Consider the following 26140-nt stretch of genomic DNA (forward strand, 5'->3'; position numbering starts at 1 on the left):
ATGGACGCCCTGTCGCTCACTACACATGGATTTGCCGCGAAGATCCTGCTCGCAATCGATGACGCACGGACTGGTGATCCGTTCCCGCTGATGGAAATCCTGTGGGGGAAGATCTTTTGGGCGGATGATGTGGTGGCCGATCCGACGATCTTGCAGCGGCATCATGGACGGTATTTGGTACTCGATAATTTTCAGCTCGACGCGGTTAGTGCGGTCTTTGATCCGTCAATTCGTGAGGTCTATATCAAGGGTAATACCGGATGCGGCAAGGGTGCCTGTATCGGTCTGACAGCCTGCCTTTACTACGCCATCTGGCCTGATGCACAGGTCGTTCTCACCCGAGATTCACACAAATCAGCCGTGAACATCGTCTTTGGAGAAATCGCTCAGTGGTGGCGTCGGATGTCGTTCACGCCCAAGGGCTGTGTGCTGCAATCCTCGAGCATCATCGATCTGGCGAACCGAGAGCGACACTTCATTCGGGTCGCTACCCCTGAGACTGATGAAGGATTTTCTGGGATGCACGGCCAACACGTGCTGTTCATTTTCGATGAAGCGACGGCGCCTGTGCTCAATGCACGCTTTGCACTGGCCGATACGCAGTGCAGCAAGTTTCTCGCTGTCGCAAATCCACGAACCACATCGGGGAAATTCCGTGAGGCGTTTCAGGGTACTGAGGATCCAGACATCTCTCAGGTCGTCCCCAGCCGCATGGGGCGCCGTAAGCTCATCACCGTGGATGGTGCCAATTGTCTCAATGTGCGAGCCAAGCGGCTCAAGCACCCCGTTGCTCCACCTGGCGGCATCACGATTGGCGAGCGGAGATACTCAGGCGGTGACGTCATCGATGATGCGGACTTCGCGAACGCCAGGTCGATCATTCCGGGGCAGACCTGCTTCGACGAATACCTCGGTTTGTGTGCTCACCCCGATCCTGGCTGGGTGAGATGCTTTGCCCATGGCCGGTTCATGGATGAGGATCCCGAGCGGCAGTTGATGTTCTCGAAGTGGTTGCGGCCCTGCCAAGACGTCTGGAAGAGGTGGAATTCCGCATGGACTCGCAGCGAAAGGAGGCACAACGAAGCCTCGTTGCGTAAGCGGCTTGATCGGGTGCTGCCTGTCACCTGCTTCGGTTTCGATGTGGCAGGTTCAGAAAACGGGGATGCAGCAGTCCTGACAGCCGGTGGGGAAAAGGGCATCCGCAGGCAGCATCACATTCACGAGAGCAAGGCACCAGCCATGGTGCAGGCTCTGATTGCTCTGGTGAATCGTGAGTACGGCATCGTGCTGACCAGCGGCGAGCACCCGATCTGCGTCGACATGGACGGCCTCGGGTGGGGTGTGGGCGGGCTGCTCCAGGAGCGAGGTTGCCGGGTGATCGAGTTTCGCGGCAACGGTACGAGCGAAGTGGATCCCAAGAAGTACGCCAATAAACGAGCGGAGGCTTACGGGGAATTTGCTGAGCGGGTGAAGCCGGACGGCAAGTGGGAAGGCGTGCCGTTCTATATGCCCGACTGCGACTTGCTCAGGCAGGAGTTGGTGGCACCCAAGAAGGTCTATCGTGGAGCGGACGGCCTGCAATTCGGCATCACCCCCAAGCGGCCCATCCCCGGCTCAGATAAGTCCAGCGAAACGATTCTCGGCATCATCGGACGCTCGCCAGATCGTGGAGACTCGGCAGTCTATTGGCACAGGGCGCTGCAACATGTGGGCAGGAGCCTGGATCAGTGGCTGGATAAGGGGTGGTTCTGATGGATGGCTGGTTCTTAGTAGGGGTTGTTCTGGGTTCGGTGCTCTATCTGGGCATTGCACAGTATCCATATTGGTATCAGGACATCATCGAAGGCCTGAGTTGTATGCGGTTTATTGGCCGTAAAAGGAAACCCTAAAGATGTCGCAAGAAATCGGCATGATGCTTATCGGGTTCATATCACTCGTTCTGGGATTCGGTTTGGGTGTCGCCTGTGCGACAGCTTTTCCCGAGCCGGATGATGACTTGCCAAATCGCTATGAGGAGAAACAAGACGCCATCATCAAGGTGAATGAAACCCGTGGCCAGGCGGAACGAGTCCTCAGCAACCTGCAAGCTCACCGAGAAGATGTGAATGCGCTTATCACGACCGTGGAAGATATGAAGGGGCAGTGTGAAATGCTCGAACACAAGATCCTGCACTTGCGTGTGGAGTAACCCATGCCCCTGCAAATCGCCCCCACAACCGCCGAACTGCTCGCCGATAACCAACTCCTCCCCGCCAACATGCGGGACTGTGCGGTTGTCCTGACCTTTGGCGAGCCGATCCCTTACCGCCTGGCCAGTGACTTCCTCAGGATTCAGTTGACTGGGGCGATGCTGGCCGGTGGGGAGGATGGTTTTTACCTGACCAGCCTCAGCCAGCCTCACCGATCTGGCCCGAAAGCCTGCAAAACCTGCGGCCGGTTGATGAAGCAAGAATCGCCTGACCGATGGCGGTGCATGAACCGGGCCTGCCGACTAATGAGCGGCCAGCCGACACAGGAACTGACCCTCTCAGGCGGGCCAGTGCGAGGTGTGGTCAAGTTGATGGTTGCCAGTGATTTTGTGGTGAAAACCGACATTGGCGCGCGGTTGAAGCGGGTCATCCTGCTCCTTGATCGACGATACAGGCCGGAAGTGCTCGCTGCGGTCAAACGCACAGCACATCAAATCTGCGACGAACGAGGCTGGAAGCTGCTCTAACCCGATCTGCTTGGCAACTCGACCAACCGCCCTACCCTGACCCAACCATCAACCACAGGTCAGGGAGGCGGCATGGACTACCAGGTACCAGCAGAGATTGCATCGCATATCGCCAGTCAGGCACAGCAGATCGAGCTGCTGGAGGCGAAGGTCGATCATCTCCACGAGATCATCGCGGTCTATCGTGACGCACTCCAATCCGTGCAGTCTGACTACCAGATGCGTGGAGCACTGAACGCCGCTGACCTCAAGTCCCTCACCAAGCAGGGAGGCGGTCAGTAATGAGCCTCGCACCCCGCTTTCTCGATACGTTTCAGGCTGTTCGCTCAGAGCAGCCAAAATCGACCGGCAACCCCTACACATGGTCGGCCCAGACGTTTAATCACAGCACCAATCAGAACGCACTCGCACGCGAACAAGTCAAACACTTCACTTACTGGAACTATGTCGCGATCAAACGCATTGCGGACAAAGCCAGTGAGCCATTCCCACACTTCGGGCTAAGAACTCGGTCTGCTAAGGGAAGCGACCGCAATCTGACACAGAAGCAGCTGCAGTGGGTCAAGCAGAGCTATGGCGCGACCTACCTGCAATCGCAGCATGATGACCTCCAGCCGCTGCCAGACACTCACCCTCTGGTGACATTGTTGGAGAACGTGAACGGCTTCGACACTTACGGCCAGTTCATCTACGAAACGGTTCTGTTTTACCTGCTGACCGGCAAATTCTATTGGTGGATTGTTCCCAACGGCTTTGGTCTGCCTGTTGAGATGCACGTGATCCCCACACAATGGGTGGAGCCAAACTACAACCACACAACTGGAGTGCTGAATCACTGGGAAGTGTGGGTGCCTGGCAAAGCTCGTCCGGAGCTGATCGGGCCGCAGGACATGGTCTGCTACCGTGCTGAATCACCGCTTTCCAAGCTCGAAGGGTGGTCTGCCACCCAAGCCGGTGCCAACTGGATTGAGAGCACGGAAAACATCGAGTCCTGCCGGTCAAATCTGTTCAAGGCAGGCATTAATCCCGATGTGATTGTTCAGTTTGATGGGGATCAATATCAGTCCCCATCAGATGACCAGATTGATCGCATTCGAGAGAAGTTCATTGCTCGTTCCAGGGGTGTGCGTAGATGGGCTGAGCCGTTGTGGGTGCCGAAAGGCTTGAAGGTCGAGAAATGGTCGAACAAGCCAATTGAAATGGGATTCCCTGAGTCCTCAGCACAGTCACGAGATAACAATCTGGCATTGCACGGCGTTCCCAAAATCACTGCTGGAATCAGTGAGGAATATAACCATGCCACCGCTGATGCGGCTTCCTGGGTGTTCGCTGACATCACGATGAATCCGCTGTTTCGCCGGATGGCGGGCGTCTTCACCGAGCATCTTGCCAGCCGCTTCGATCCCCGTATCCGCTGCTGGTACGACGATTGTCGACCGATGAATGCTGAGCAACGGATCAAGGAGATCGAACTGCTCAACAAGTCCGGGGCGATCCTGCTCAACGAGATCCGCACCGAATTTGGCCTGGAACCGGTCAATAAGCCGGAGTTCAACACATCGTACGTGCCGATGGGCGTGCGGCCCATTGAGCAGGCGTTCGAGCCGCCAGAACCTCCTGAACTGCCCACGGATGATGACGAGCAGAAGGATGATGAGGATCCGCCTAAGAAGCCTGCGGATGACGATGAATCTCCAGACGATGAAGAGTAAGGGGGAAACATGCCCCTGCTCGTTCCATCGAAGAAGATCATATTGCCCTGGGGAACTGTCGGTCATGCCTATGGCACAGTTCCTCAGCATGGCCCTGAGATCATCGTTCGGCAAAAGAACCGCTCTTCCCGACGTCGCAATCTGATCAGCACGTGGCGAGGTCTGCACGCACAACTGGAGACCGACACGCAGCGGCAGCTGACTCGGTTCTTCCGGACAATCACCAGCAAGGTGATGAGCCGGCTCAAGAAGACTGGCCGTGTGGCCATTGTCGATGAACTGTATTCGCCAGCGGAATTCAGCGAAGCCTTCAATCGCGTGATGGTGCCGCAATGGGCACAGATCACCATGCAGGGTGCCCGCTTCGAGGCCACATGGATCGGTGATACCAAACGCCAGCGGTTTCACGAAGCACTGCTGGGGATGATCTACCAGCTCAACGAGGCTGATCTACCACCCTCGTTCCATGTCGACCTCTCCCCTGCCATGCAGCAGCACATCCGCGAATTCCTCAAGTCACGTGAGGTGGGCGTGTGGGCACAGGTTGGATCGACTGTGCATGACCGATTAAGGCGAGCTTTGCAACGGGCATTGAAGGACGGGGACAACCCACGTCAGTTGCAAAAGCGAGTCGGCGAAGTCCTGAAGAACGCTGAGAAATATCAAGCCGCCCGCATTGCCCGCACTGAAACCACCAGTGCCATGAATCATGGCCAGCAACTGGAGCGGGACGACATCGGCATCGAGAAAAAGGAGTGGGTGTCAACGCTCGATATCAAGACGCGTGGTAGCAAGCCTGGCGACTCGTTCAATCATCGAGCCGCAGACGGCAAGACGGTGGGAAACAACGAACTGTTCCCTGTCTCTGGGCAGCAGCTGGCTTATCCGGGGGATTCAAGCCACGGGGCGTCAGCGGGAAATATCTGCAATTGCCGGTGTGCTGCGGTCAGTGCCTTCGACGATGAGCCTGTCACCACCTCTCCTTCAAGTGGCAATAAAGGGCAGCCATCACCCCAGACAACCATCGAAAACGGTGCCATTAGCAAGGCATCGGCACAATTCGTGAAAGACCTCCAGAAGCATGTGAACAGCCTCCCCGCTCAAGTGACTCGGTTCCTGACCGACAACGGAGTCAAAGTGAAGGCTGTGGGAAACCTCATAGATGAGTTCCCTAGCGACCCGATTGATGCCTACGGAATGTATTACAACAAAGAGGCTTACGTCGCTGAAGAGCCAATCCTCTTGGCAGGACGGGTGAAACTTGATCACCCGCATTGGCGTGGCACAGCAAACCACGAAATCGGTCATGCCATCGATAAGGTAGTGAAGTGGTCAGATGCCAAAGACCTTCATGATGCCTTCGATGCAGACCTGCAAGCCGCGATCAAAAATAAGACACTCACCACAAAAGTGAGGAGAAAGATTTATACTTTGTTTGGGCAATACGGATATAAAGAGATGGTGGCCAACTTCTTTGAACTGGAATTTCCGGGGGTCGGTCGTGCATGGGATCGCCCCAAAAAAGTCAGGGAACTTTTCCCTGAGACTACAAAACTGCTGAAAGAGAAGTACCAGAAATGGCTGAATCCACCACAGACACCCTAGAAGTGACGATTGATGTCGGTGATGACTACATCCTCATTGATCCGAGTACATCATCAGCCCGCCCCGAAGGGATGATGGTCACTGAAGGGTTTATCATGAAACCAGGGCAGACTTTTGCGGGTTGGGCATTTAACGAACTGCATCTCCTTGGAGATGGGACTCATAAGATCATCCGGAAGGATCTTGCCACAGCGTCTTGACGCTCTGCTCTCCTTTCACAAACTCACCTCCGTACGGTTCACTCCACGGAGGTTTTTTCATGCCCTTTTGCAACGCCAATTTCAAGATCCGCATCAACAAAGAGCGGGTGATCAGCGATACACGCCGCATGGAGTATGTCGAGTGCCCTGCTGAGATCGTGGATGCTCAACTGAAAGTCAGCCTGGCTCAGTCGTATGGTGTCCTTCCAGACGCTGTCACGATTTTGAGTCACACTGTGCCAAAGAGTGAAGAAGCTCCCCCAGCTCCGACGCCACCAGTTCCCTCACCAGCTCCAGTCGAACCGCCTGCCCCATCTCCTGAGCAAGCACCAGCTCCGACGCCCAAAGAGCCGAAGACAGCTGCCAAGAAGTAACCCTGCTGCTCAGTCGTGCGTTTAGGTTTTTAACAATGTTAAGTGAAGTGAGGCGATGAAATGACTGGCGCTGTGATCGAACCGGAAACTGGCAGTGAAGCCTCATTCATTGGTAGGGATGAGATACTCCAGGCACTTGCTGAAAGATCTCCTGAGTCTGTGTTGTCTAGTGGGTATGTGACTCAGCGACTGGATGATGCTGTCTTCCAGTCCGCAGATGCAGGGGCGATGACGGCTGACTTCATCATCGTTACGCGTACTAAGCAGCCAAATCGGAACGGCAATCAAGTGCAGATTCTCCCCTCAGTTAATGGCAAGGGGGTCATGACAGATTTCTATGCTAAAAACCCTGTCGTTCTCTACGATCATGGATTCAGCGGACTGACACTGCCTGTCGGGCTGAGTAAAACGCCAACAGGTGAGCTAAGCCTGAAAATGTCGGCTACCAGAATTGTTGCCACCTGCTTTTTCTCAAGGCTGCCACACGCAGAGCCTATCTTTGCGGCAGTAAACGAAGGCATCTTAAGGATGGCTTCGATTGCTTATAACGCGACTAAGGCGATGTCACTGGAACAGAGCAACGAAAAGCTCGCAGCTGGTGTTGAAGTGTGGCGTCAGTGGAGAGGGATGGACTTCGTTGAATCAGAAATGTTGGAGTGGAGCATTACCCCGATTGGTGCAGATCGCGGTTCGCTGAGGCAGGCCATCGAACGCGGCAAGATCCATGATGTCAAACTGCCACTGTTCCTGCGGCAGTCATGGGAACCACTTGCCGAGGAGAAGAAGGCTCACGGAGTTGGCTTCGTTCCGCCAACTCCTCCGACTCCAGTTGTGCAGACTGCTGTGGAGACTCCTGCCGCTCCACCGCCGGCCGTTCCCCCTGCTCCTCCTGAGCAGCCACAACAGCCAGCTGGCCTGACCGCCGATCAGATCCGCGAGCATGTCACTCAAGCACTGGCCAGTTCTCAGCAAGCCGAACTGGCAGCCGTCGATTTCAAGCAGGCGATGGAAGGCGTTGCAAGCAGCCTGGTGAAGACAATCCAGGACGCCTTTGCCCCGATTCGAGAGCAACAGCAGCAGCTTGGGGAGCGACTTAAAACACTCACTGGCAAGCTCGATTAGAGCCTCCCACTTCTTGCCAAGTTCTGCCCCTGCGGTTCGATAGCCGCATCGGGCAGGGATCACCGGCCCGCTCCTCATGGTGAGGGGTGGGCTGCTTCTTTGATACAGTCGGCAAGGAGTGGCGACAATGCAGCGGCGAACTATCTGGTCAATGGTGGCGAGTCTCTTCGATGTCGCTCCCGGAGAAACTGGCAACAAGAGTGGTGCCCTGGCACTGACCGCAGAACAGTTGCAGTCAATCACAGGCCCCATCATCACCCAGGTGCAGGGCACTGTGACACAGTCGGTCACTGAACTACGGGCCGAGAACAAGAAACTCAGTGATCGGCTGGAGGAACTATCCAAGCCTGTGCATCAGTCTGGCTGGCTCCACGGTGCCCCTGGCGTTCGCACTGGTGAGGATCCACTCAGCAGCCGGCCGTACCGGTTCCAGAACATCATGGGCCTGCGCACCGGGGCCTACGCCGCCGACCGCTGCAAGGTGGAAATGGACGTCCATCAGCGGCTCAAGAAGCACTATGTCCAGCGGGGCGGCATGTCCCTGGAAAGCGAAAATTCGTACCTGGTGCCCTTCGGCGTGAACATGCTGGAGGACATTGAAGCCGAGGACGCAAGCTTCATTCAGCAGTCGATGCTGCAATCAATGGTGGGATTCGATCCTGATCGCTACCGGGCGATGGTGATCAATCAGGGGATGCAGCAGGGTCTGACTTACACGCAAGCACTCAGCCAGTTCGATGATACCGGGCTGGGGGTCTTCCTTGGCCCCACACAAAAGGGAGATCTGATCGAACTGGTGCGTGCTCGGGAATTCCTCACTCGTGCTGGTGCTCGCCAATTGGTGTTGCCAGCCAACGGGCGCCTCAAATTTGATCGGCAGACCGGTGCCACCACAGCCTACTGGATTGGCGAGGTGCCTGATGACCGGGACTCACCAAAGATCACGGCCAGCCGACCGAAGACAGGTGCGATGGATCTGATTGCCAAGAAGTTGGCCACTCTGGTGAAGTGTCCGAACGATCTGTTGCGGTTCACGAGCGCGGAGACCGAAGCCTTCTTCCGGATGGATATGGCCAAGACCATGGCTCTGGAGGTCGATAAGTCGGGACTGGAAAGCCCCGGCTCGTCCAATCGTCCAAAGGGTCTGATTAATTTCAACATCCTGCCCCATACGGCTGCAACAGTCGGCACGGATGGCGACACCTTCGGGCCAAAGGACGTCAATCGGATGAAGGCTCTGGTGGAAGAAGCCGATCATGACACCGAAGGGAGCACCTGGTCTTGGGGCATGCGTCCAATAATGTGGAACAACATCATCGACTGTCGAGCCGATGCTGTGACTGCTGGTGACCAGAAGGGGCCGTTCCTCTTCAGCGTGAACCGTTCAGACATCAATAACGCGGTTCGTCCGATGCTGTCTGGCGATCAGGTCTACAAGACGACACAGATCAGCAAGACTCGCGCGAAAGGCAGCAGCTCCAATCTTAGCTACGTGATTGGTGGTCTATTTGAGAATATGATTATCGCACGAGCAGGTGTTCTGGAATTCGCTTCGACCAACAGCGGCGATACTCCATTCCAGACAGACCAAACTTGGTTCAGGGCCATCCAGCACGTCGACATCGGTGTTCGTTACGAAGACTCCTTCGTCATCTGCGACAACCTGTCACTCTCCGCTGTCGGTTAATCGGACAGCATGACCCTTGGTGAATCGGCAGCCGGTTGAGAAATCGACCGGCTGCCATGTTGAGTCCAAATTTCGATCAGTTCTCCCGGCGAGTGAAGTGAGGTAGTGATGAGCAACGGAGCAGCAATTGACCCTTCAGCCAACCTGGGCGGCGGGACATCGATCCTGCCAGGTGTGGCTCTGTCGGGCACGACGGCAGCGAATGGCAGCTGGATCGACTGCAAGGATCTGGTCGGCCCGGTGTATGGCGATTTCCTGGTCGGGACGGCTACCGGATCACCGACCTCGTTTACCGTCACCTGCAAGTTGCAGGAGGCTGACACCAGCGGTGGTTCTGGCTCGCAGGACATCGTGACTCAGACCGATGCCGTTGTTCTGGATGCCGCAGGAGAGTTCGGGTTTGTCCGGGGACTCCGAACGAAGCGGTATGTGCGAGCGGTGGCCACGCCAGCATTTGTCAGCGGTTCGTCTCCGACAGCCCCAGTGGCAGCCTCGGTGCGAGGACAGAAAGAGCGGTTCTAAGGATCCTCGCTGTTTGCGGTGCGGTGAGGACGGTTGAGGCGGCAACTGGGTGACTGGTTGCCGCCTCCTGTTTTAGGCGAAACGACGCCATCCGTAAGCTAATTATTTTTCACTAAATTTCTGTCTGAGGTGCAAAAATGGCGTTTCTCTGCACTGTGGAGCAACTCAAGCAGCACCTGGGAATTCCTGAGGGCGATACCACTCGGGATGCTTTGTTTGAAGCATTGCTGGTCGAGATGGATGAGTTGGTCGCCAGCTACATCGGGCGCGAGCGGGTGCCGGGATATCACCCGCTCGAATCGGTCGAGTCAACCGAGTATTACACCGGGAACGGCAGCAAACGGATCGCTCTGCGGCGTCGGCCACTCACAGCAGTCGAGGATGTGTGGTTCGATCCTGCGGGAGCCTATGGCCATGGCCCTGAAGCATTCACCAATGAACCGCTGGTTCTCGGAGTCTTCTATGCACCACAGAGACTCGATGAAACAGAGGAAAACGGATCAATCCTCCGCAAGTTGTCTGGAACTTGGTGTGACGAACCGGGATCGATCAAGGTCACTTACACCGCTGGTTACGAGACGGCTCCCGCCGATCTGACGCTGGCCGTCTGCCAACTCGCCGCTGCGACAATCAAGGGATTGGATAAAGGCGGGGTGCTCAAGACAGAGACACTCGGCAAGTACTCCTACGAGATCCTGACCGAGACAAGCAGTCTCGAAATGCTCACATGCCGGTCAGTCCTGGGGCGGTACCGAGAAGTGTGAGGCCTGATATGTCCAGTCGATCATTGATGAAGCACCTGGCGAACGTTCGGCGGAACACAGTGATCAACTCTGAGGGTGTGCCCATCCCATCCCTCTCGATCGTGAGAGCCAACATGCCACTGCTCGTCCAGGAGGGATCTGGGACGGTCAGGCGCGACGGCTCAGGAGCAGGCCTTGAGTACGACGCCACTGCATTCATTCCACCCGATGCCGACGTCAGACCTGACAATCTCAACGATCAGCGAGACCAATTGATTCTGACGGCTCCACCTGCCCTCGCAGGACGGAAATACCTCGTCAAATTGGTGGTTGATGAGAGCGGCATGGGAGATCACAAGACGGCCTATCTGGAGCGATTGAGGCAGGGATGATCAGGCTTATTACAGCCAGATAGGGATTTTTGGAATAACGAGCCTGCTCTGTGGGTCTTATGTCGGTCGGCAGGAATAAGCGATGCCAAGAATCCACGTCAACAAGAGCTTCCAAAGCGGCATCGATATCCTGACCCGCGATGTTCGCCGCATGCAGGGCGACATCGTAAAGCGGATCATCAAGGCTCATCGACGCATCGGAGAGCGGCATCGATCGGGAGCGGTCAAACGTGTGCCTGTCGATACCAGCAATCTCAAGCAGCGGATCCTGACCAACACGTACCGGGAAGGTGACCACATCATCACCGAGACGGGCACCAACGTCGCGGACTACCCGTTGCACGTGGAGTTCGGAACGGAGTACATCGCGGGCGGTCGTGTGCTCGCGCTGGGTAGGAATCCTCGCATCACTGATGCTGCAGCGATCAAGAACTGGCCCGCCAAGGAAAAGGACGGTGGCGAGCGGGAGCAGATGCCCTGGCTCAGGCCCAGTTGGATGGCCATCGAGCAGATTGCCATCAACGAATTGCGTGCTGTGCTGCGTGACCTCGGGGGAGGCGGTCGCACAGGAGTCGCGTGATGGTCGATTACACTTTCAACCTGTCTGAGGTCTGGGCAGGGATTCGCACGGCCTGGCTGGCAGATGATGAGATAAGGCAAAGCCTTGGCCAGGTGGACGGGATATTTCGTGTCTGGCCAAACATCGCAGTTCAGTACCCGATTCTGACCATCAATGCGTCCACCAGTTCCCAAGGCACACGCCATCCGGGAATCTGGTTGGCGAATGCTCAGATCAATGCTTACGGCCCGGATCCCCGGGTGCTCGAAAAGCTCTACTGGCGGTTGGAATTTGAGTGGTCAATTCCGGTACGCAGAGCCACTCCCCTAGATCTCAGCCACTTCCGGGTGAGCAAAATGAGCTTCGGTCAGCGGCGTGAAATCGGGTATCTCGAGGTGCTCGATACCAGCCAGGTCATCCTGCACCACACGTTTGAATGTGACCTGCGTTTTTCATTGCGATCAGCCTACGCTCCCACTCCTTGACGCAATCCCCCTCTGATTCAGACTGCCCGCGTCAACACTGTTTGTTGCGGGCAATTGGGTCATCGAGGGAGTGAAGCATGGCTGATTTTGATAATTGCGTAAGCGGGCCCGCCGAGCTGCTGCTCGATGACGATGCCATGGGGCACACCGAGGGGGGGATTGAGGTGGTGATCACCCCAAACACCCGTGCTCGGAACGTCGACAAGTTCGGATCTGGCGAGTGTGCCATGATCCACCTGGGCGATGAGGTGCGCGTCAATGCACCACTCGCTGAATGGACGGCTGCCACGATGGGGGCGGTCTACGCTTCCGGTGCCGATGAGACTGCGGCTGTGAGTGGCAGCAAGTATATGGGGATCGGTCGCAGTGCCGGATTTCTCTACCCAACGCTGGATCTCAAGGTGGTGCCGCTGCTGACCAGTGACACCGGCAAACGCTTCCAGTTCTATCGTTCTTGCCCGATTGGTGCGCTCACGCTCACCTTCGACAACGCGGAGAATGACCGCATCTTTGAGTCTGAGTTCGCTTGTCTGGTGGATGAGTCCAAGGATGACGGCGAGTTGATTGGACGGATGCAGCTGACTCATGTTGAGGAAGGCGGCGGCGGTTAATCGTGATGCATTTTATCCCGCCCGATAGATCACTCACGACCTGTCGGGCGGGTTTGTTTCCCACCCCACCTCTCAATTTGGAAACGCCATGAAAGAAGAAACCGAGTTCGGTGCGAAGGTCGCAGCGATCATTTCACTGTCCAACTTCATTTCTCTGGAAATTGATGTTGCGACCGCCGAGGCGAAACAGTCAGCCAAGGACCTCCGCACTGACCTGGTGGCGTGGGCCAAGGCGAGAGATGGCCGCTTCCCGGATGGCCTTCAGCAGGCTGCCAGACTGCTGCAATCTCAGCTCGGTGCGTTCATCGACGGACGCCAGTCTCTGCAAGACGCACAGGCTGCAGCACGGACGCTGGCCGAGTTGATTGTACCGCCTGAAAAGGCCACCCCCGTCAAGCGGCGAACGGCTAAGGCTGTGAAACCGACCAATCCAACTCCTGAGCCACAACCGGCTGAGTAATGCTTTTTTCAATCCCACTGTTCTGTTTCTTGAAGGACACCGCTCATGTTGATTAACGAAGTCGAAGTGCAGTTTGGCCCCCTGACGTGGGGCAGTTATGTCAAGCTCAAAGCGTTGCTCCAGCAGACGCTGAGCGGTCGGGTCGTTCGGCGAGTGATCGATTTCCTCAGCAGCGAGGCTGGTAGATCGTTGTTCGCGACGTTTCAGTCGGGTGAATCAACGCTCACTGAATTTCAGGCTCATTTGCCTGAACTGCGTGAGTTTTATGAACAGCATCTGTCCGTGGTGATCGAAGACCTGATGGTGACCAGCGATGAGTTCGCTCAGCTGGTGCTGGAAGGATGCGTCAGGACTCCCATTCAGACCGAGGGACTAACCGCTGCTGAAGTGCTGCAACTTCGGTCAACAGCCATCCAGCAAGTGGGCTTCGCAGAACTGGTGGCGCTCGAAAAAAACTGGTGGATCGGCCTGGCGAACGAAGCAGGCAAGATGTTTGGCACGAACCCCTCCTCCAGCCCAGATCAAGCATAGTCTGGGAATCACAACTCGCTCGCACTTACTCCTGGACGCCAGCCTGCATTCGCTCGCTGGAAGTCCGGGAGGTGTTTGAGCACTTCGTGGTGATCAAGCAGCAGGAGTCTCAAGACCGGCTCTGGGCACTGCGGATCTCAGCCTTTCCCCATGGAGACAAGAAGTCAGCCAAAGAGATCCAGGCCAGTGTGATCGCCATCGGCGAAGTCGGTCGACGGAAGAAGTCAGCCGTGGAACTGATGGACGATTCGCAGAAGGCCCGCATGATCGGCGGCATGCTCAAGAAGATTGGGCAGCCGTGGGCCCGGAAGAACCGGCAACTGCTCGACTGGCTCGCTCGTCAGGGGGTCAGTGAAGCTGAGGCAATCGCCCTGCACGAGCGGCATTACAGCCAGCTCAAGGGCAAAGACTTCTGGGCAGGTCGATCTTGGAAGCCTGTCCGGAGTTAGCCAATGGCTCATTACACAACCATCATTCTGGGCAACCCGGAAACGACCGGCGTCGAGATCAACGGGCCGAACAATTCGGAACAACCCGTTGAATCTCTGCCGGAGTGGGTCACTGATCTGACAGCGGACAACACCCGCATTGTCTACCGACCGACCAGCACCACGCTCCACACGTGGAAGATGGACTGCTCCGATATCACGGTGGCACAGAAGAACGCACTGTTGACGTTCTTTCGCACGGTGGCCAAAGGGCCAACCAACACGTTTGCCTACAGGCACACTGACGGGGCGACCTACACGGTTCGTTTCTCGCAGACCTCTCTCAACTTCAGCCGACAGAACGATGCGTTCTGGTCAGTTCAACTGATCCTGGAATCGGCTTCACCCATCAATAGCTAAGCCCTGATGTGGGCAAGGAGTGTCTCACCATGGGCGAAAAGATCCATGTTCTTTCTGCCGTATTCGGCTCGGAGTACGACGGATTTATCTTTGGAGCGAACAAGGTCATCCGCAAGTCGGGTGAGGTCGGTGTTGCGGTTGGGCGGGCACTTTCCGCCGTCGACAACATGTTCACCCGACTGGCTGCAGGAACGCTCTCTGTCGCAGCTGTTGTGGGCGGTGCGACAGCCACCATGGGCGGGAACTTCCTGGTGCTGGAAGAGAACGCCATGACCAGCTTCACCACACTGCTGGGCAGTGCGGAAGAAGCCAAGAAGATGTGGACGGAACTCAGGCAGATCGCTCGTGACAGCCCATTCGATTTAGAGGGAGTGACCGATTCAGCCCGGAAGTTGCTTGGTATGGGTTACGCGGGCAAAGAGATCCCCCGTGTGTTGCGAGCAATCAGTGATGCGATTGCTGCCATGGGCGGCGGCACGGAGCTGATTGATCGAGTATCGATCGCTTTGGGTCAGATCAAAGCTAAGGGTGTTGTCGCTTCGCAAGAGATGCTGCAACTCGCAGAGAGTGGAATTCCTGCGTGGCAGATTTTGGCCGACTCGATTGGCGTCGATATCCCCACTGCCATGAAGCTGGTCGAGGATCGGGCCGTTAGCTCGGAGGTCGCCATTGCGGCCATTCTGGGGGGCATCGAGAAGAAATTCGGTGGCCTGTCGCTCAAGATGACGAGCAACTGGACGGGCATGTGGAATGCCTTCATGGACACCGTCCGGGAGAAGTCCGGCGATGTGATGAAGCCTCTGTTTATTGCCGCCAAGGGATGGTTGCAAAGGATCACGGACTACATCACGTCGACCGGATTCAAACAGTTCGTGTCGCAGGTGACCAGTCAAATTCAACTCATGGTCAATGAGGTCAACGGTCTGCTGCGAGACATGGGCGGCGGGAATGCGGCTCAGCAAGTCCAGTCGATGATTCTCAGTCTGCTGGAGGTGATCCGGGACGCCATTGGCTGGATCCGCGACAACCGGGGAGCGATTGCGGACTGGGGTGCGGCGCTGGGGAGTTGGTTGAAGCCGATTGGCCAGATCATCGCGGCCCACCCGCAGTTGGTGATGTTTTTCGCGCTGTTTAAGACGGCTCAGATATTTGGTGTGACAGAGGCCGTCATTGCATTGTCTCAGGTAGTGATATCGCTCGTCAGTCCGAGCATACGAGCTGTATCAAGTCTAGGATCTCTATACACATCACTGAAAGCGATTGGGAGGTGGATAGTCCTTGAAGGACTACCGACACTCACAATGTACATCTCGCAACTCAACGACCTGGCGAGAAGTTCTAAAGGGGCAGCGGCTGGGATGCTCGCGCTGAAAGGCGGGATCGCTGCTCTCACTGCGGGCGTTGGTTTTGTTTTATTGGATCAGTTCATTCCAAAAGCGGAAGCCATCAATGAGCAAATAAGAAGAACATTGAAACTGCTGGATGATGCCCGCCAGAAAAACTTGTTGAAACTTGATGAAACAATGCAGGCTCCTGTTGATGAGACGCCAGCGCAGCGTGTCGCCAGACTTGAAAAACAACAAGCTAAAGAGCAGGAAGAGTTCATCCGCCTGGATAATGAAAAGAACAAGCAGAAGAAGTCCAGGGAAAACGCTGAGGCATCTCTGGATTTCAACGAGCGGACATCGCTCCTCATCACTGGTACAATCCGCGATGGCTTAAATGCAGTTGGGCTGTCGGCGACAACTGGGGCCGAATCTGATCCGAGAACTCCATATATTGCGGCAGAGGAGCATGCTAAGAGGCTTGTTGAAGAGCAAGCCCGGCGAATGGAATCGCTCGATAAGGAACTCGAAGCCGCAAGAACAGCAGCAAAGCAACCGCAGCCACCGACTGGCTCTGCTCCACCTGTTCCTCCAGGCGATGTCCCGCCCTTCGATCCCAACCAGAAGAAGAACGCGAAGGCGGCTGCCGAGATTGAGAAGGACATCGCGTCTGCCTCGAAGCAGTTTGTGCATCACATCGGAGATCTGTTCCAGGGTGGTCTGCCCGAGTCGCTGGCCATGGGCTTTCAGAAGCGGTTCGATGCTCTCGCAGAGTCATTCAAGAATGGGGCAATCAGCACTGAGGAATTCGAGCAAGCCGTGGAGTCACTGAGTACCACAGCCGACCGTACAGCTCAGAGCGGCGGTGATGTGCGGGACTTCGGCGAAAGAATGGCCAAGGCCGTCGATGAAGGACTTCCTCAAGCATTCGCCGATCAACTCAAAGACGCGATGGCCAGGCTCGCCACGCAGTTCCAGACGGGCCAGATCACCGAGGATCAGTACGACCGCAATAAATCGGAACTCACTGAACGTGCGAGCGTCGTGGGGCGGATGACTGATCAGCGACGTGATTTCACGGTACGCGCCGAAGAACACGTGACTGACGGGAAACTCACAGAAGATCAAGCCAAAGGCTTTATCGAGAGCATGAAGGCATTGCAGGCTCAACTGGCGACCGGTCAGATCACGACCTTCGCCTATGAGTCGGAAATGAAGAAGCTCAACAACCTGATGACGAATCAGACACAGAAGAACACAGCTATCTCTCATGGGGCCCGCAGACTGGAGAATGTGCTCGATAGTCTGAATAAGAACGGCATGGCTCCCACTGAACAGGAGGCGAGGCACGCACGGGAGCAGGTCACCCGGTTGCAGAATCAGCTCAGGGAAGGCCGCATCTCAGTCGATGAGTTCAACGATGGGATCGACAAACTGGGTGACTCGTTGCAGCGTGATGCCGAGATCGCCCGGGACAACGCCAAAGCCCGATGGGAGGCGGCTCAACGCGATGCACTCCTGCGGGGCGACTGGGCTAACGCCGGGTCGGACTTCAATATCCAGAACGCCATTCAAGAGCGTCTATTGAACATCCGCCGTCAGCAATTCGGAGCGGCAGTGGATGGCATCGTGCAACGTATGACCGGCCTTGGGGGGGCGATTTCTGGGCTGGGAGACACCATCCGTTCGGTGGGTCAGACGATCAGGACTGGGATGAACAGCACGGTGACTTTTATCAACGACCAGATCAACAACAACCCTGTCATCTGGGATCGCATCCAAGGCTTGCAACAGGCCATCCAGATCTTGAGCAACTCGATGAAGGCAGCCCCCACCTACACCATTCAGAAGCGATTGGCTGATCAGATTGCGGAACTGAATGAGCAGCTCTCAGCCGCCTACCAGCAGACGGCCCCGAAGTTCTTCACGCCTCAGGGGAACAGCCGGTTTGAGGATCCGGGCAGCGTCACCATCACCAACAATCTGACCATGCCCCACGTCACCAATCTGACGCAGACACAGATCTACGACCTGGCGGACAAGATCAGCCGGGAGCAACAGCGGAGGGGCATGTTTCGCTGATCTGCCTCTGATTGACGACTTCCGGGCCATGCGTATCACACGGGCAACACTCGTGAGGATGCCATGGCCCGCTCGCTTACATCAGCAGTAACCACCGAAAAGAACCGCAACCAGGGAGCGGCATTCGTCCGAATACTCGAGGTGCAGTTCGGTGGGGAGATCGGCACCAAGTATTTCTCGACGCAACCGCTCAGCTCGCCCGTCACAGCGGCAGGGATCGTGAAGGACTTTGGCTCACTCCAGATACAAGCGGTGCCGGATCAGGTGGGCGGCTTTGGCCAGCAAACGCTCACCCTCTTTGATGTCGATCACCAGTTGCAGCAATGGTTCGATATACCGCCGGGGGTGCTCTCTGCTCCGGCTTTCGTCTGGCTCTACTTCGATGGCACGTCATGGGAGGAAGACCGCGTCTGCCTTTTCCGGGGAGTGCTCTGCTCGCCGATGAAGTGGAGCGACTCGACAGGCGCATGGGAAGCCACGATTCGCGGCATGGAAGACGTGCTCGACCGAGATATCGGCCATCGTCTCACCAAGACAGCGTTTCCTGATCGCTCCATCTACACCAAGGACGATCAGTGCTTGCCAATCGTTTATGGCAATCCCTGCTATCGATATCCGGGGACTCTGATTGACCGACCCGGCTACGCACTCACTGCTAGTTGGATCGGTCTGTGGCCCACTTCGTTTTTCATCAACCAGCCGGCGGGACAAGCGGGCTTTACCACAGGTGCTGAGATCAGCGTTGTGGTTGGCAATGAGATGTTCGTCGGTTTTTTCGACAATGATGAAAGCCAGGAATTCGTGATCATTTCGCGTGGCAACGTGGATTGCCAGGGTTACAGCACTGGTGTGACTGCCAGCGAAGGGAATCAATACTTCGCCATCAGCAAATTCGATGTGCCAAGCCCAGAGAGCAGCCGCAACGGGTATCTGATGCTGATCCTCTACAACGGGGTCTGGTTGCAATACTTTATCGACCAATGGGAGGTGATTGGCGAATCGATCAAGACTGTGCAAGAAGGTGAAGGCATGGTCTTCACGGGCGGCATGCCCTGGCGAATCTGCAACCAGATTGGCGGGTTCACTCAGTGGCCAGGCGGAACCGGCGTCACCGAGATGGCACCTCTGACCTATTGCCTGAACCACCTGCCATCAAACGAAGTGATGGCCATCGAGTGCCACGCACAGGAGCAAGACCAGCAGAGCACCGAACCAGACGCTCCACCGATTGATCTCTGGTACGAATGGAACCCTGCCGGGTACGTCGTCAACCTCGACAACCGCACGTACAACGAGGCCCTGGGTCGCACTATCGACGATCCGGGCATCACCACGGTGCAAGTGGAAGCCCCGCCCTCATCGTTCGGCTTCCAGGACAACAACATCTATGGCACCGTGCGAGCGAGCACGGCGGATAATGATTACACATCCGATGCTATCAACAATCCTGCTGATATAATCAAGCACCTGCTCACTGATCCTCGTATTGGCCGGTTAGATCCGTCTCTCATCCATACAGCGAGCTTCGCAGCAGCGGCAGCAGCCACACCAGTGCGGTTCGGCTTCGCACTTCGCGCCATCCAGAAGAGCACCGATCTGATCCAGCAGCTCGCGTTTCAGGCCACTTGCCTGATCTTCTGGGACGGCGGCAAGCTCCACTTGAGGAAGCTCACCAGTACCTCGACCTGGAGCAGTGGCGATGCCGTGATGACGATCACTCCCGGCAATGGACGCAGGGCGTCACTCCAGATAGAGCACCTCGATCTGCGTGAAGTGACCACACGCATTGTCAGCAAGTTCCGGTTAGGAGTGGGTGAGCCGGAACGCAAACTGTTTCGTGAGTCAGCAGCAGCCATCACAGCCTACGAACGGCGTGAGAAAGAACTGGATCTGTGGGCCACTCAATACCCCACAAGTGCGGCTTATATCACCGAATTCTGGCTGCGGTATTACCTTGAAACACAGCGGCAGATCCGGGTGGATGTGTACCTGCACGGCTTGCAGATCCAGCCGGGGGATCTGATTGAAGTCGATTGGGCAGACGGTGAGTCACAAACCATTCTGGACGGGCAGCTGGCCCGCATCACAGAAATCAATCACACAGCCGCTGACGCCACACGGCAGGTCATGGAGCAGATCTCGCTGGTGGCTGAATACGCCAAGTGGGCCTTTGAGATTGAGGCAGGCACTGAGGATGACCCTGTTCCGGACTACTCAGGGAGTGGGCCATGGCCACCGGGGATTACGGTGCAGCCATGGGAGCCAGAGCCGAGCGAGCCGACTGGGACGGAGTCAGGGACTGAGTCGGGAACGGGGACTGATGAGCTGATCTGTACTGACTGCGATGTTGATTGCTGGGAGTTAGTGGCAAGTGGATTTTCGGGGGATCTTGCATCGTACAACGGCACGTGGCTGCTCAACAAAATTCCGCATGCGCCGTGTGAATGGATGGCTACCTACGCACATGAGATAGATACGTTGAGGGGATGGCATCTGTCTAGAGGCTTCGGTGGTGGATCTCTGCTAGCTGGACTGACGAGCCTGAACCCGTCCGGTATCCCATCTTGTAGCTACTTAAATGTCTCTCCGAATTGCTCTGGCGTAAACATTCTACCGAGAACAATTTGCGGGTCTGATGATGACACGCCGGTCACGATCACTGTTGCTCCAGCCTCGTGCGAACCCGGCACAGGTAGCGAGTCAGGGAGCGAGAGCGGATCCGAGTCAGGCACTGAGTCGGGTTCAGAATCAGGGACATCAACCGGCACGGGTACAGGCGGGACGGGATCAGGTTCAAGCACTGAAACTGGAACCGGGACTGAATCTGGTACAGGTACTGGCACTGAGGAGGTGCCTGATTGCGTGTCCACACAGGCTTGGGAATGGCAGTCCGGGGAGCCTGGTTCGTGGGTGCAATTCGGTTCCAGCCCTTGTAGTTCACTGGAGGCTGGCTGTGCGGCTTGCCCACCTGATTACGACGGCGAATACAGCGGACAATATGCCGAGACACCTTGCCAGCCAATGCCGCTGGACTGCGGTGGCACTGGCAGTGAATCGGGTTCGGAATCGGTATCTGAGTCCGGCAGTGAGTCAGGGAGCGAATCAGGATCTGAGTCGGGTTCAGAGTCAGGCAGTGAGTCGGGATCTGAGAGCGGCAGTGAGTCGGGCAGTGGCTCGGATGGCTCGGGGACTGAGTCGGGGTCTGAGTCCGGCACTGACGATGGATCCTCCACCGGCAGCGGCACCGAGATTGATTGTGATGAGCTGGGGTCAATTGCTGGCTGCGTGACTTGGCTGGTGGCAGACGATATTGATCAGGCTGACAACAGCGACGTCTCAGGCTGGCCGGCACGAGTGGGTGACTGGCTGGGGCTGGCCAGCAGTGGCGAATCGGCGACCTTCCCCACGCTGATCCACGAGGCAGCCAACGGGCACAAGGTGGTGCACTTCTCCGGCGCTGACGATCAGTATCAGTTGCGGCAGGACGGGCCTGACATCCAGATGGACACCGTCGTGATGGTTCTCTACTTGGATCATGCTACGACCTCGACGCCCCGCCAGATCCTCTGTGGCGACGAGCCAGGAACGCTGGAATTGCACCAATCGCCGATCACAGGCGGGCGGTCAGGTGGTGAGATTGCGGGGCACCTCACGTCGCACGGTGCTTATTTTGTGCTGACCTGGAGGAGGCGCACCTACGTGGTCAACGGGGTCACGAGTGGCTTTGCCAGACGGACGATTGATGACTTCCGCGTGCACGGAAAATGGCGTGGCTATCAGGCCAGCCACTATGACAGCGTCGATGCTGGGTGGACGCAGGCCGAACTCAATCAGGGCAAGCTCTGCGTGGGCGGTGATCGCAATTTCGGCTCGCCGTTCAGAGGCTATCTCGCCGAAATCGTGGTGTTCTCCGAAGGCTTGGGGCAAGAGACGCTGGACGGCGTGGAGCAGTGTCTCGCGACAAAATACAACTGCCAGTACAAGGGCAATTTCTACGGCTGGGGGGCCGTTCAGCCAGACTATATACAGGGTCTGTGGCCACTGGACGAACCGGACATGGCCAACATTGGTCGTGTCGATCTGATAGCAGGCAACGACCTGTACCGATCTGCTGCTCCCGATCAGATCGTCACCGCCAGTGACCATGAGTCAGTGCCCAATCTGGGCTGGGCGGCCGAATTCAGCGGCTCGAATCCGCTGGTCACGTCACCCGCCAAACCGCCGGTGGAATTGCGGACGCGGGCCGAGGGTTTCTCGCTGTTTTTCTGGTTCCGCTCGACTGACGGCAACGCAGCTATCGTCGCCAAAGAATCTGAGAGTGGTACACGGCGTGAGTGGGTCGCGGGCCTCGTGGGTGAACCCGTCAACGACCTCAGTCACTGGGGATCAGGCTTCTTGAATCCGGCAGCCGCGTTCTGGACGAACACCACTTCGCAGGGCGATCACCCCGGTATTATTGGCCTGGGGACACCAGAGATTGATTGGGGCGGCGGCGAGATCCAGCACCCGTCCGGCTTCCAGCCCAACGGAAGCCCGCTGGTCGCTGAGCACAAGTGGTTATTGATTGGGGTCAGATACAACTCGTGGGATGGTCGCACGAACATTTCAACTCCAATCCCTGAGTTTATCGACGATGTTTTCCAACGACTCAAGCCCTCGGGGATCAACAGCGGCGCCTACGTGACAGGCTTGGGCACGATTGACGACGGCCCGTTCATTGTGGGCGGTGGCAGTTGGGCAAACGCCGGATACGAAGGGCAGGTCACCAAGGTGCTTGTGACTCGCTCTGCGATTGACGACACGATCATGGAGTGGCTATGGAATTGTGGAAAAGGCCGATCACTCAACGATCTGGCGGGCGACAACTGGGGATCACCGACCCCTGATTGTTCAGGCGGCGGCGGTGATGGCTCAGGGACTGAGGGGAGCGAGTCGGGATCTGAGTCGGGCAGCGAATCAGCCACCGAGTCAGCCAGCGAATCAGGCTCTGAGTCAGGGAGTGAATCAGCCACCAGCAGCGGCACCGAAAGCGGGGAACCCTGCTTTGAGGGAATCCTCAATTTCACTGTGTATGGAACGCTGTACCCCGAGGGGTCGACTTTTACGTGGGGAGAGGGTGCCCACGGAATGAAATACTACTCCGAAGCTGAGCCGTATACACACCTCAACTGCGTGAGCGGCGGCTTCGTTCTCAAGTACGTCGGTAGTGATACCCTCCTCGATAATCTCGTCGACTTTGGCGGCGGCTATTTCGAGGGTACAGAGTATTACGCTTATATCTAACAGGATGTAGTTAATGAGTGTCCCAAAACTGACAATTGGCCTGGCCACTGTCGACGACCAGCGTGCGCTGTTCTTTGCTTTACTCGACTTACAACTGACGCTCAGAGACCTGGGGCTGTTCGATCAGATTGAAGTGCTGCTTGTGTCGCAGAGCAAAAATGAGGCTCACATCAAAGCGGAGCGCGAGCATATCGAGGTCATCCCCAACGCCCGATATGTCCATCTGCCAGAGCCTCACCCTCAAGGTTCCGGGCCGGCGAAGCAAGCCGTCTTTAACCACGCCCGTGGGCTTGCCGTGTGCAAGATAGACGGCCATGTCGTGTTCGATCGTGGCGTGATAATGCGGCTGTTCGCGTTCGCACTGACGATCGATGATGGTCTTTATTTTGGCCCAAATCTACGGCGAAAGTTGATTCAACCAGACGGCAAGCCCGCGATTGTGGGATCGCATTACGAAGCCCAGTACACCCAAAAAGGGAACTGGGGCCGATGGGCTGTTCACCCCAACGCGCACAACGCCATGGCCCCGCCGTTTGAGGTCAATTCGTGCGGGCTGGGATGTTTCCTGGCCAAACGGGAAACCTTTCTCAACTTCCACCCGCAGGTGCGGGGCCACGGCGGCGTGGAAGCTTATTTGCCTGAGAAGTACCGGCAGGCAGGACGCACAGTAATGTGCTTGCCCTGGCTCCGCTGGATTCACTTGTATGGCTACGTCGACCGCGCGCCATATAAAGGCTTCGAGTGGTCAACCAAAGCCCGCAACGACCTGCTGGGTTATGCTGAGTTAGGCTATCCATCGTTTGAAATGATCAAGGCGAACTACACGGCCAAAGGGCGGTTGTCTGTGGAGCGATTCCAGAAACTGGCCGCCGAAACGGGAGCCTTGACCAGAAATCAAACTGGTAGATGGCCCCGCATTACCACAGTGCCACGTCCCGAGGTGCGAGCCGCTATCCCCAAAACAATACCAACCCCAGTGGAAAAGACCGCTAAGAAGCTCATCATCGGCGTGGCCACAGCTGCGACCTCCGCACGTTCGCACGTTGAGCAGAGAGCCGCCATTCGTGAAACTTGGGCGAAGGATCTGCCGCCCGGCGTAGAGGTCGTGTTTCTCGTGGGCAGGGTGGATCTGGTCAAGCACCCCACGCTGCACGGAGATATGCTCGCGCTGCCCTGTGGCGACACCTATCAGGATCTGACCGACAAGACGGTCTGGTTCTGTCGCTGGCTTGAGTCACAGCGGACATTCGAGCGGGCCATGCGGTGCGACGATGATACTTTCGTGAACGTCCGCAGGCTGGTGGGACGCGACAAAAAGACCGCTGATTACGTGGGACACTGGATCCCCGATCCCCAGGGGAAACAGCGGCCATTCAGGCGAGCGAGCGGAGGGGCGGGATACCTGCTCTCACCCAAAGCTGTGGGGATTGTGGCCGCAGCGACACGCTGCGAGCGCAGTCACCGCGATGACGTGCTGGTGGGAGAACTGCTCCACAAAAAAGGCATCACACTGAAGGAGAGCGGGAGGTTCTCCGCTGGCAGCAAGGTGGTGCCGCAAGCCGACAATCAGCAGGTCACCGCCCACTATGTAACACCGGACAGGATGCGAACCATCCACGCTGAATTGACCCAGAAAACCACCGTCCGTCCGGTGCCTGCCGCCACAGTGAAGACTCCTGAGCCACGCCGATCATTGGCCGTGGTGACCTGCCTGTTTAACCCGCAGCGATACCAGCGGATTTGGCAGAACTATGATCGATTCCGAGCGAGTATCAACGCTCCATTAGTGACGGTGGAACTCTCCTACGACGGCCAGTTCCATGTACCGGACGCCATCCATTTGGTGGGTGATCCCGGCAAACACACGCTCTGGCAGAAGGAGCGACTGCTCAACATGGCCATTGCTGCGGTGCCCCAGCAGTACAACGCGGTGGTCTGGATCGACGCGGACATTCTTTTCCACGATCCTGATTGGCTGGCTCGCACCGAAGAAATGCTCACTAAATACCCGATTGTCCAATTGTTCGATGAGGTCGAGTTACTGGATCAAGACGGCAGTGTGCTGGGGACTCGACCCAGCATTGTCTCACGATACCAGCAGACGGGAGACCATTCGGTGCAGTTCGCGCATCCGGGCTTCGCCTGGGCCGCCCGGCGTGATGCACTCCCATCGGGACTTTACGAATACGACATCGTCGGGGGCGGTGACACCTCGATGCTCCACAGTTGGCTGGGAGTCGACCCGCCATATTTGGAGAAGCTGCGTTCGACTGGCTGGAAACAGTCAATTGTTGAATGGGAGAAAACCGCCTACCCGGCAGTGAAGGGGCAACTGGGATTCCTGCCCGGCAAGATTCAGCACTTGTGGCACGGGCATATGAAGAATCGATTTTATATCGAGAGGATGAAGTGGCTCACAAAGCATGGATATAACCCTGCCGTGGATCTCATCACCGACAGGCAAGGCCTGTTGACGTGGTCATCGGCCAAACCCGCCATGCACAGCGACATCGCGGGCTACTTCCGCCTGCGACAGGATGACGGCGATGGGTCGATTGCGTCCAGAGAGCTTTCATCAGCAACTGGGAGCGGGACTTAGCTCGTTTGAGCAGGAGCACCACTCCCAGTTGAGATAAGCGGATGCGGGAGATTCATGCGTGGCTTATGGCTACCCCGCATGAGGTGACTTCCGTGGAGAAGTGAAAGACACTGCATTCACAAAGATAATAGCCACCACAATACTAGCTAATGGCTTATACGTTGTCTCGAAAAAGAGCGGCGTTAGAGCTGCCTGGATGCAGTCCCAACTTGCTTGTCGCCCTTCTGGCAACGCCAAACTATAATACGACATGCACTCTTCGAGGCTGTCAGACGACACAAATG

The 26140-nt window shown here is 56.7% G+C and carries 23 protein-coding genes; all 23 read left to right on the forward strand.

Annotated features, from left to right (window positions below; genetic code table 11):
* The 23 genes from SH287x_RS05355 to SH287x_RS05465 all read left to right on the forward strand — a co-directional run bounded on the left by SH287x_RS05355 (window position 1) and on the right by SH287x_RS05465 (window position 25856).
* The gene (locus tag SH287x_RS05355; protein ID WP_479517448.1) at window positions 1-1752 is read left to right on the forward strand and encodes a hypothetical protein; all 1752 of its coding nucleotides are present in this window, start codon (window positions 1-3) and stop codon (window positions 1750-1752) included.
* A gap of 139 nt (window positions 1753-1891) precedes the next feature.
* Complete coding sequence (locus tag SH287x_RS05360; protein WP_479517450.1) at window positions 1892-2188, forward strand: hypothetical protein; 297 nt, start codon at window positions 1892-1894, stop codon at window positions 2186-2188.
* Between the two features lie 3 nt (window positions 2189-2191).
* Window positions 2192-2716 (forward strand): hypothetical protein, encoded by a 525-nt coding sequence (locus SH287x_RS05365; protein ID WP_479517452.1) that lies wholly within the window; start codon window positions 2192-2194, stop codon window positions 2714-2716.
* Window positions 2717-2788: 72 nt separating this feature from the next.
* The gene (locus tag SH287x_RS05370) at window positions 2789-2998 is read left to right on the forward strand and encodes a hypothetical protein (protein ID WP_479517454.1); all 210 of its coding nucleotides are present in this window, start codon (window positions 2789-2791) and stop codon (window positions 2996-2998) included.
* Complete coding sequence (locus SH287x_RS05375) at window positions 2998-4428, forward strand: phage portal protein (protein ID WP_479517455.1); 1431 nt, start codon at window positions 2998-3000, stop codon at window positions 4426-4428. Before SH287x_RS05370 ends, SH287x_RS05375 begins: the two co-directional genes overlap by 1 nt.
* 9 nt (window positions 4429-4437) lie before the next feature.
* Window positions 4438-6033 (forward strand): phage minor head protein, encoded by a 1596-nt coding sequence (locus SH287x_RS05380; RefSeq protein WP_479517457.1) that lies wholly within the window; start codon window positions 4438-4440, stop codon window positions 6031-6033.
* Window positions 6006-6233, forward strand: coding sequence for a hypothetical protein (locus tag SH287x_RS05385; protein ID WP_479517458.1), 228 nt, complete (start codon window positions 6006-6008; stop codon window positions 6231-6233). Before SH287x_RS05380 ends, SH287x_RS05385 begins: the two co-directional genes overlap by 28 nt.
* Window positions 6234-6292: 59 nt before the next feature.
* Window positions 6293-6607 carry a hypothetical protein gene (locus SH287x_RS05390; protein ID WP_479517460.1) on the forward strand — a complete coding sequence of 105 codons (315 nt, stop codon included), beginning with the start codon at window positions 6293-6295 and terminating at the stop codon, window positions 6605-6607.
* Window positions 6608-6667: 60 nt separating this feature from the next.
* The gene (locus SH287x_RS05395; RefSeq protein WP_479517461.1) at window positions 6668-7729 is read left to right on the forward strand and encodes a hypothetical protein; all 1062 of its coding nucleotides are present in this window, start codon (window positions 6668-6670) and stop codon (window positions 7727-7729) included.
* A 127-nt stretch (window positions 7730-7856) separates the two neighbouring features.
* Window positions 7857-9416, forward strand: a complete 1560-nt coding sequence (locus tag SH287x_RS05400; protein ID WP_479517462.1) for a phage major capsid protein — start codon at window positions 7857-7859, stop codon at window positions 9414-9416.
* Window positions 9417-9524: 108 nt separating this feature from the next.
* Window positions 9525-9938, forward strand: coding sequence for a hypothetical protein (locus SH287x_RS05405; RefSeq protein WP_479517464.1), 414 nt, complete (start codon window positions 9525-9527; stop codon window positions 9936-9938).
* Window positions 9939-10075: 137 nt separating this feature from the next.
* Window positions 10076-10702 carry a hypothetical protein gene (locus tag SH287x_RS05410; RefSeq protein WP_479517465.1) on the forward strand — a complete coding sequence of 209 codons (627 nt, stop codon included), beginning with the start codon at window positions 10076-10078 and terminating at the stop codon, window positions 10700-10702.
* 113 nt (window positions 10703-10815) lie between these two features.
* Window positions 10816-11073, forward strand: a complete 258-nt coding sequence (locus tag SH287x_RS05415; protein WP_479517466.1) for a hypothetical protein — start codon at window positions 10816-10818, stop codon at window positions 11071-11073.
* An 82-nt stretch (window positions 11074-11155) separates the two neighbouring features.
* Window positions 11156-11653 (forward strand): hypothetical protein, encoded by a 498-nt coding sequence (locus tag SH287x_RS05420; protein ID WP_479517468.1) that lies wholly within the window; start codon window positions 11156-11158, stop codon window positions 11651-11653.
* The gene (locus SH287x_RS05425; protein ID WP_479517469.1) at window positions 11653-12117 is read left to right on the forward strand and encodes a hypothetical protein; all 465 of its coding nucleotides are present in this window, start codon (window positions 11653-11655) and stop codon (window positions 12115-12117) included. Before SH287x_RS05420 ends, SH287x_RS05425 begins: the two co-directional genes overlap by 1 nt.
* Window positions 12118-12194: 77 nt before the next feature.
* Window positions 12195-12728, forward strand: coding sequence for a hypothetical protein (locus tag SH287x_RS05430; RefSeq protein ID WP_479517471.1), 534 nt, complete (start codon window positions 12195-12197; stop codon window positions 12726-12728).
* 88 nt (window positions 12729-12816) lie between these two features.
* A complete protein-coding gene (locus SH287x_RS05435) occupies window positions 12817-13188 on the forward strand; it encodes a hypothetical protein (RefSeq protein WP_479517472.1) in 372 nt (123 codons plus the stop codon).
* Window positions 13189-13233: 45 nt separating this feature from the next.
* Entirely contained in the window at window positions 13234-13719 is a 486-nt protein-coding gene (locus SH287x_RS05440) for a hypothetical protein (protein ID WP_479517473.1), read from the forward strand.
* Between the two features lie 71 nt (window positions 13720-13790).
* Window positions 13791-14168 carry a hypothetical protein gene (locus SH287x_RS05445; protein WP_479517474.1) on the forward strand — a complete coding sequence of 126 codons (378 nt, stop codon included), beginning with the start codon at window positions 13791-13793 and terminating at the stop codon, window positions 14166-14168.
* A gap of 3 nt (window positions 14169-14171) precedes the next feature.
* Window positions 14172-14567 (forward strand): hypothetical protein, encoded by a 396-nt coding sequence (locus tag SH287x_RS05450; RefSeq protein ID WP_479517475.1) that lies wholly within the window; start codon window positions 14172-14174, stop codon window positions 14565-14567.
* 29 nt (window positions 14568-14596) lie between these two features.
* Window positions 14597-17974, forward strand: a complete 3378-nt coding sequence (locus SH287x_RS05455) for a tape measure protein (RefSeq protein ID WP_479517477.1) — start codon at window positions 14597-14599, stop codon at window positions 17972-17974.
* Between the two features lie 63 nt (window positions 17975-18037).
* Complete coding sequence (locus SH287x_RS05460) at window positions 18038-23257, forward strand: hypothetical protein (RefSeq protein WP_479517479.1); 5220 nt, start codon at window positions 18038-18040, stop codon at window positions 23255-23257.
* A gap of 13 nt (window positions 23258-23270) precedes the next feature.
* Entirely contained in the window at window positions 23271-25856 is a 2586-nt protein-coding gene (locus SH287x_RS05465) for a glycosyltransferase family protein (protein ID WP_479517480.1), read from the forward strand.
* The last annotated feature ends 284 nt before the right edge of the window (window positions 25857-26140 follow it).

Source organism: Planctopirus sp. SH287, from assembly GCF_056500625.1.